This window comes from Kitasatospora sp. NPDC059599 (genome assembly GCF_042735125.1).
Classification (GTDB): Bacteria; Actinomycetota; Actinomycetes; order Streptomycetales; family Streptomycetaceae; genus Kitasatospora.
Genome location: NZ_JBHWCL010000278.1, coordinates 1 through 4138, shown reverse-complemented (window position 1 = coordinate 4138; position 4138 = coordinate 1). Strand labels below are relative to the sequence as shown.

Below are 4138 nucleotides of genomic sequence, written 5' to 3'. Positions count from 1 at the left end.
CGGCCGCGCAGCGGGAGCGCGCGGTCCAGCGGCAGAGTCGGCGCCGGAGGCGGGGGACGGACCTGGCGGAGGTTCCGGTCAGCCTGGCGGGCAGCGGCGTACACCGCGTCGATGGTCGCCGGTGTGGACGAAAGCGTGTCGGCCTTCAGCCGACGGGCGCGCATGGGCCGTTTGCCTTTCGGGCAACGCTCTCATCCCGCACTCTTCACGCAGGAGCCTGCCGGAACTCCGGCAGGCTCCAGCGTGATCCTTTCGCTCCCGGGTGGGGGTGCGGTTCACGGCCGGTTGCGAATGTTCACGCGCCCGGCTCGAACATGCTGTTGCCGCTCTTGGTCCGTGATTCCGGTACTTCGTCCTGGATTACGTCCCAATGCTCCGCCAGTTTTCCGTCCTTCACGCGGTAGATGTCGGTGACGATCACCGGTTCTGCCTTGTAGCCGGTGAAGCGGCCGTGGATCATGACGATGTCTTCGGCGGCGGTGATGAAGCCGAGCTCATAGGTGGAACCTGCTTCCGTCAGGCCCGCTACCAGCTCGCGGATGGCGTCGACCCCGTTGTCCATGTAAGGGTTGTGCTGGACGAAGCCTTCTTGGACGTAGTACTTGTCGAAGGCGCTGAAGTCATGCTTGACGAAGATGTCGTCAAACACCTTTCGTACCAGCTCCTTGTTTGCCGTCTCGTCGGCCATGGCTGTCCTCCTGTTGCTTTCGTTCGAAGCCTTGATCGGTGCGGTGTCGGGCTCGTGCCGGCGTTGCACCGTGGATCCAAACGGGTCTGGGTGATGTGGGTGGCGGGCTTGCCTCGGGGTGTGGTCGGTGGCGGGGCGGATCCCCTCGGTCAGTCACTGCACGAGGGACACCGCCATGCGGTCACAGGTGGAGGGGGCGCCGAGGGCCGAGGAGCTTCTCCGGCGGATCCCAGGTCTGCCCGGGGATGTCCACGTAGAGTTCGACGTCGTTGCCGTCGGGGTCGGTCAGGTAGATGCAGTGGGCGAACCCCTCATCGACCAACCCGTTGATCGTGATGTCGGGCATCGTGCGCAGGCGGGCAAGAACGGCACGCAGGTCGTCGTCACTGTCGCCGACCTTGACCCCGAAGTGGAACATGCCCAGCCGCCTGCCTCGGGGAATGGGCTTGGCATGCTTGCCCACCTCCATCAGCACCAGGTCGTGGTGGGTGTGACCGGCGCGGAAGATCGCGAACCCGCGCGGGTCCTGCAGGATCACGGGCCAGCCGAGAGCGTCGCGGTAGAAGGCGAGCGAACGCTTCAGGTCCGAGACGTACAGCACGATGTGGCCGAGCTGGTGAACCCGCCCGGTCCCCGGTCCGGTGTCAGCGGGCTCAGCGGCAGTCGCGACGTCACTGGGTATCTCGGTCATCTCAGTCTCCTTGGAAGGACGCAGGGGCGAGGTTCGGCGGGTTCGTTGTCCGAAGCGGGGCTGGCGGTTGATCAGAAGTGGTGGGGCCCGAAGCGGCCCCAGGCCACGACGGCGGCGAGGACGAGCATCAGGACGTTCATGCCGATGACGCTGTTCTCCTTGCGCCGGGCGTGGACGACGATGGCGCCGGCCATGGTGAGGGCCAGTCCGGTGGCGGCGAGCGGGGTCAGGACGGTGGCGGTGCCTATCGCGGCGGGCAGGATCAGCGCGATGGCGCCGAGGAACTCGGCGGTGCCGATGGCCTTGACCGCGCCGGGGGTGAAGTCCTCGACCCAGGGCAGGCTCTTGGCGAGCTTGGTCGTGGGCTGGGTGGCCTTCATCAGGCCGACCATGGCGAAGAAGGCGGCGAGCAGGCCCTGGAGGATCCACAGGAAGACGTTCATGGTGTCCGGTTCTCGTTCGTGTCGGTGTTCGTGGTGGGGAAGGAGGGGGTAGTCGGGGTCAGCCGAACTGGACGGAGCGCATCGAGTTGCCGAACCAGAAGCCGGCGGCACCGAAGGCGTCGGGGGTGAAGGCACGCATGGGGATCACTTCCTGGTCCGGCCACTCGTGGCGCGATGGTTCACGCCATTCGGAGGGGTGCCTCACATTTGCAACCGTAGCACGAATCGGAGGGATGCCTCATGTTGCTGGTAGGATGGGACGCATGCCACACCAGCCGATGACCACCACGCCCCCCGGAAAGCCGCTGCGCCGCGACGCCCAGCGCAACCGCGACGCGCTCCTGGCCGCCGCCAGGGGCGCCTTCGCCGAAGAGGGCCTGGAGGCGTCCCTGGAGGGCATCGCCCGCCAGGCCGGGGTGGCGATCGGGACGCTGTACCGGCACTTCCCCACCCGCATCGCCCTGGTGGAGGAACTGTTCGCCGAGAAGTTCCAGGAATGGATCGCCGCCGGCGAGCAGGCCCTGGCCATGGACGACGCCTGGCAGGGCTTCTGCTCCTACCTGGAGAAGTTCTGCGAGCTGCAGGCGCGCGACCGCGCCTTCAACGACCTGGCCTCCATGCGCCTGCCCACCGAAGCCCTCACCGAGCAGGTCCGCGACCGCAGCTACGACCTGGCCTGCGAGATCTTCGCCAAGGCCCAGGAGCAGGGCAGCCTGCGTGCCGATGCCACGCCCGAGGACATCGCCTTCCTTATCTGGTCCCAGGCCCGCATCATCCAGGCCACCCGCACCATCGCCCCCAACGCCTGGCGCCGCCACCTCAGCCTGATGCTCGACGCCTTCCGCGCCGACAAGGCCCTCCCCCTCGCCGAACCCCCCATGACGCCCGACGAGGTCTTCCGCGCCATGAGCACCCTCGGCGGTTCCTGCACCGAATGAGCCGTGGTGCGGTGCCCCGCGCCGGCCGGCCGCCGCACCACACGCACGACGGCACACGGGCCCGGCACCGGACCACCCCAGCCGGGCGCGCGCCACGGGCGAAGGCCGTCAGGCGCCCGAATCCGGCGCCCGACAGATCCACGAGCACCCTCGTGACGGGTGAAGCCGACCCCGATCACCCTGGGACGACCGTTCGCCGCCCTCGCCGCATGCCGCGAACGCCACCTGCCGCGAGGGCGGCAGCACTCAGCAGGCACCCCGCGCGGGGACGAGGGCAAGGCCCTCCGGACTCCCGAGCGGAACACGGGGACGACCGGGGCCGAGCCGGCCCGAAGGCGAAGGCCGTTTCTGCCGCTTCTCGCCACGGGCCCGTGCCCCGCTGCGACGCCTCCGCGCCGCCGACCGCGGAAACCATGAGGGGACGGGACCGGTCCTTCGGAACGCCGGCCGGGCCTCGGCGTCGGTGGGCGAAACACGGATGTCCCCCGCACCCTGGGGCGCGGGGGACATCGGGGCGACGGTGGTCAGCGCGAGCCGGCCATGTCCGGGGTGAAGAGCGGGTGCCCGCTGACGGTCTTGTCCGTGTCCGGCTGGTAGACGGCCCACCGCTCGACGATCTTGTCGTTCTCGATGCGGAAGATCTCGGCCGCGATCAGCGGCTCGGGGCCGAAACCCGTGGTCCGGTTGTAGAAGAGCACGAAGTCGCCGTAGGCGAGTGTCACGCCCTCCTCGACCTTGAAGTTCGGCGGGAACGACTGCAGCAGCTGGACGAAGGTCTCCCGCCCGTCCGGCACCTGCGGGTCGTGCTGGATGTAGTTCTCGGCGTAGAGGCGCTCGGCAGCGACCGGGTCCTTGCCGATGACGACCTCGCGGATCGCGGCCTGCACGATCGCCTTGTTCTTCGCGGCCTTGCGGTACTCCGCGGCGGCCTGTTCGTCGGTGAGCTCGCTCTGAGCGGTGCCGTGGACGTCCATGGCAGTTCTCTCTTTCGGCGTTGGGTGGTGCCGCCCCACATCAATCGGAGGGGCGCCTCATGTTTTGAGAGTAGCACAGAAACCGAGGGGTGCCTCATGTTGTCTCTCGTCCTGCATGCCCCGTCCGTCAGACGGGCCGTCCGTTTCTGCTTCGGGCGCTCCGGGCCCGAGAAGCACTCGGCGCCGCAAGGGACGGCACGTCCGGGGCGAGGGAAGGGCGAGTACGAGGCCGAATGGCCTGTGTTCCGCACCGACGGGAGCCGGATGGTCTGCATGACCCGGTCCCCGCCGGGATCGGCCCGTCCGCCCTGGTGGTCAGCCGCGTCGCGGGCAGCGGGGTCCTGGGCGGCGGCCGCTCTCAACACGCTGACTCGACAGGGAACGCGGGAGGACCGGGCCGGGGA

The 4138-nt window shown here is 68.8% G+C and carries 5 protein-coding genes; 1 reads left to right on the top strand and 4 read right to left on the bottom strand.

Going from position 1 to position 4138, the window contains the following annotated elements; all coding sequences use genetic code 11:
• Window positions 1-295: 295 nt before the first annotated feature.
• The 3 genes from ACFV04_RS43420 to ACFV04_RS43410 all read right to left on the bottom strand — a co-directional run bounded on the left by ACFV04_RS43420 (window position 296) and on the right by ACFV04_RS43410 (window position 1822).
• Window positions 296-688, bottom strand: coding sequence for a nuclear transport factor 2 family protein (locus ACFV04_RS43420; protein ID WP_380536597.1), 393 nt, complete (start codon window positions 686-688; stop codon window positions 296-298).
• 181 nt (window positions 689-869) lie between these two features.
• Window positions 870-1379, bottom strand: a complete 510-nt coding sequence (locus ACFV04_RS43415) for a VOC family protein (RefSeq protein WP_380536595.1) — start codon at window positions 1377-1379, stop codon at window positions 870-872.
• 71 nt (window positions 1380-1450) lie between these two features.
• Complete coding sequence (locus ACFV04_RS43410) at window positions 1451-1822, bottom strand: DoxX family protein (protein ID WP_380536592.1); 372 nt, start codon at window positions 1820-1822, stop codon at window positions 1451-1453.
• Window positions 1823-2085: 263 nt separating this feature from the next.
• On the opposite strand from ACFV04_RS43410, the gene ACFV04_RS43405 reads away from it, so the two are divergent.
• Window positions 2086-2760 carry a TetR/AcrR family transcriptional regulator gene (locus tag ACFV04_RS43405; RefSeq protein WP_380536591.1) on the top strand — a complete coding sequence of 225 codons (675 nt, stop codon included), beginning with the start codon at window positions 2086-2088 and terminating at the stop codon, window positions 2758-2760.
• Between the two features lie 524 nt (window positions 2761-3284).
• On the opposite strand, the gene ACFV04_RS43400 is transcribed toward ACFV04_RS43405, so the two are convergent.
• A complete protein-coding gene (locus ACFV04_RS43400) occupies window positions 3285-3734 on the bottom strand; it encodes a nuclear transport factor 2 family protein (RefSeq protein ID WP_380536589.1) in 450 nt (149 codons plus the stop codon).
• Window positions 3735-4138 lie beyond the last annotated feature (404 nt).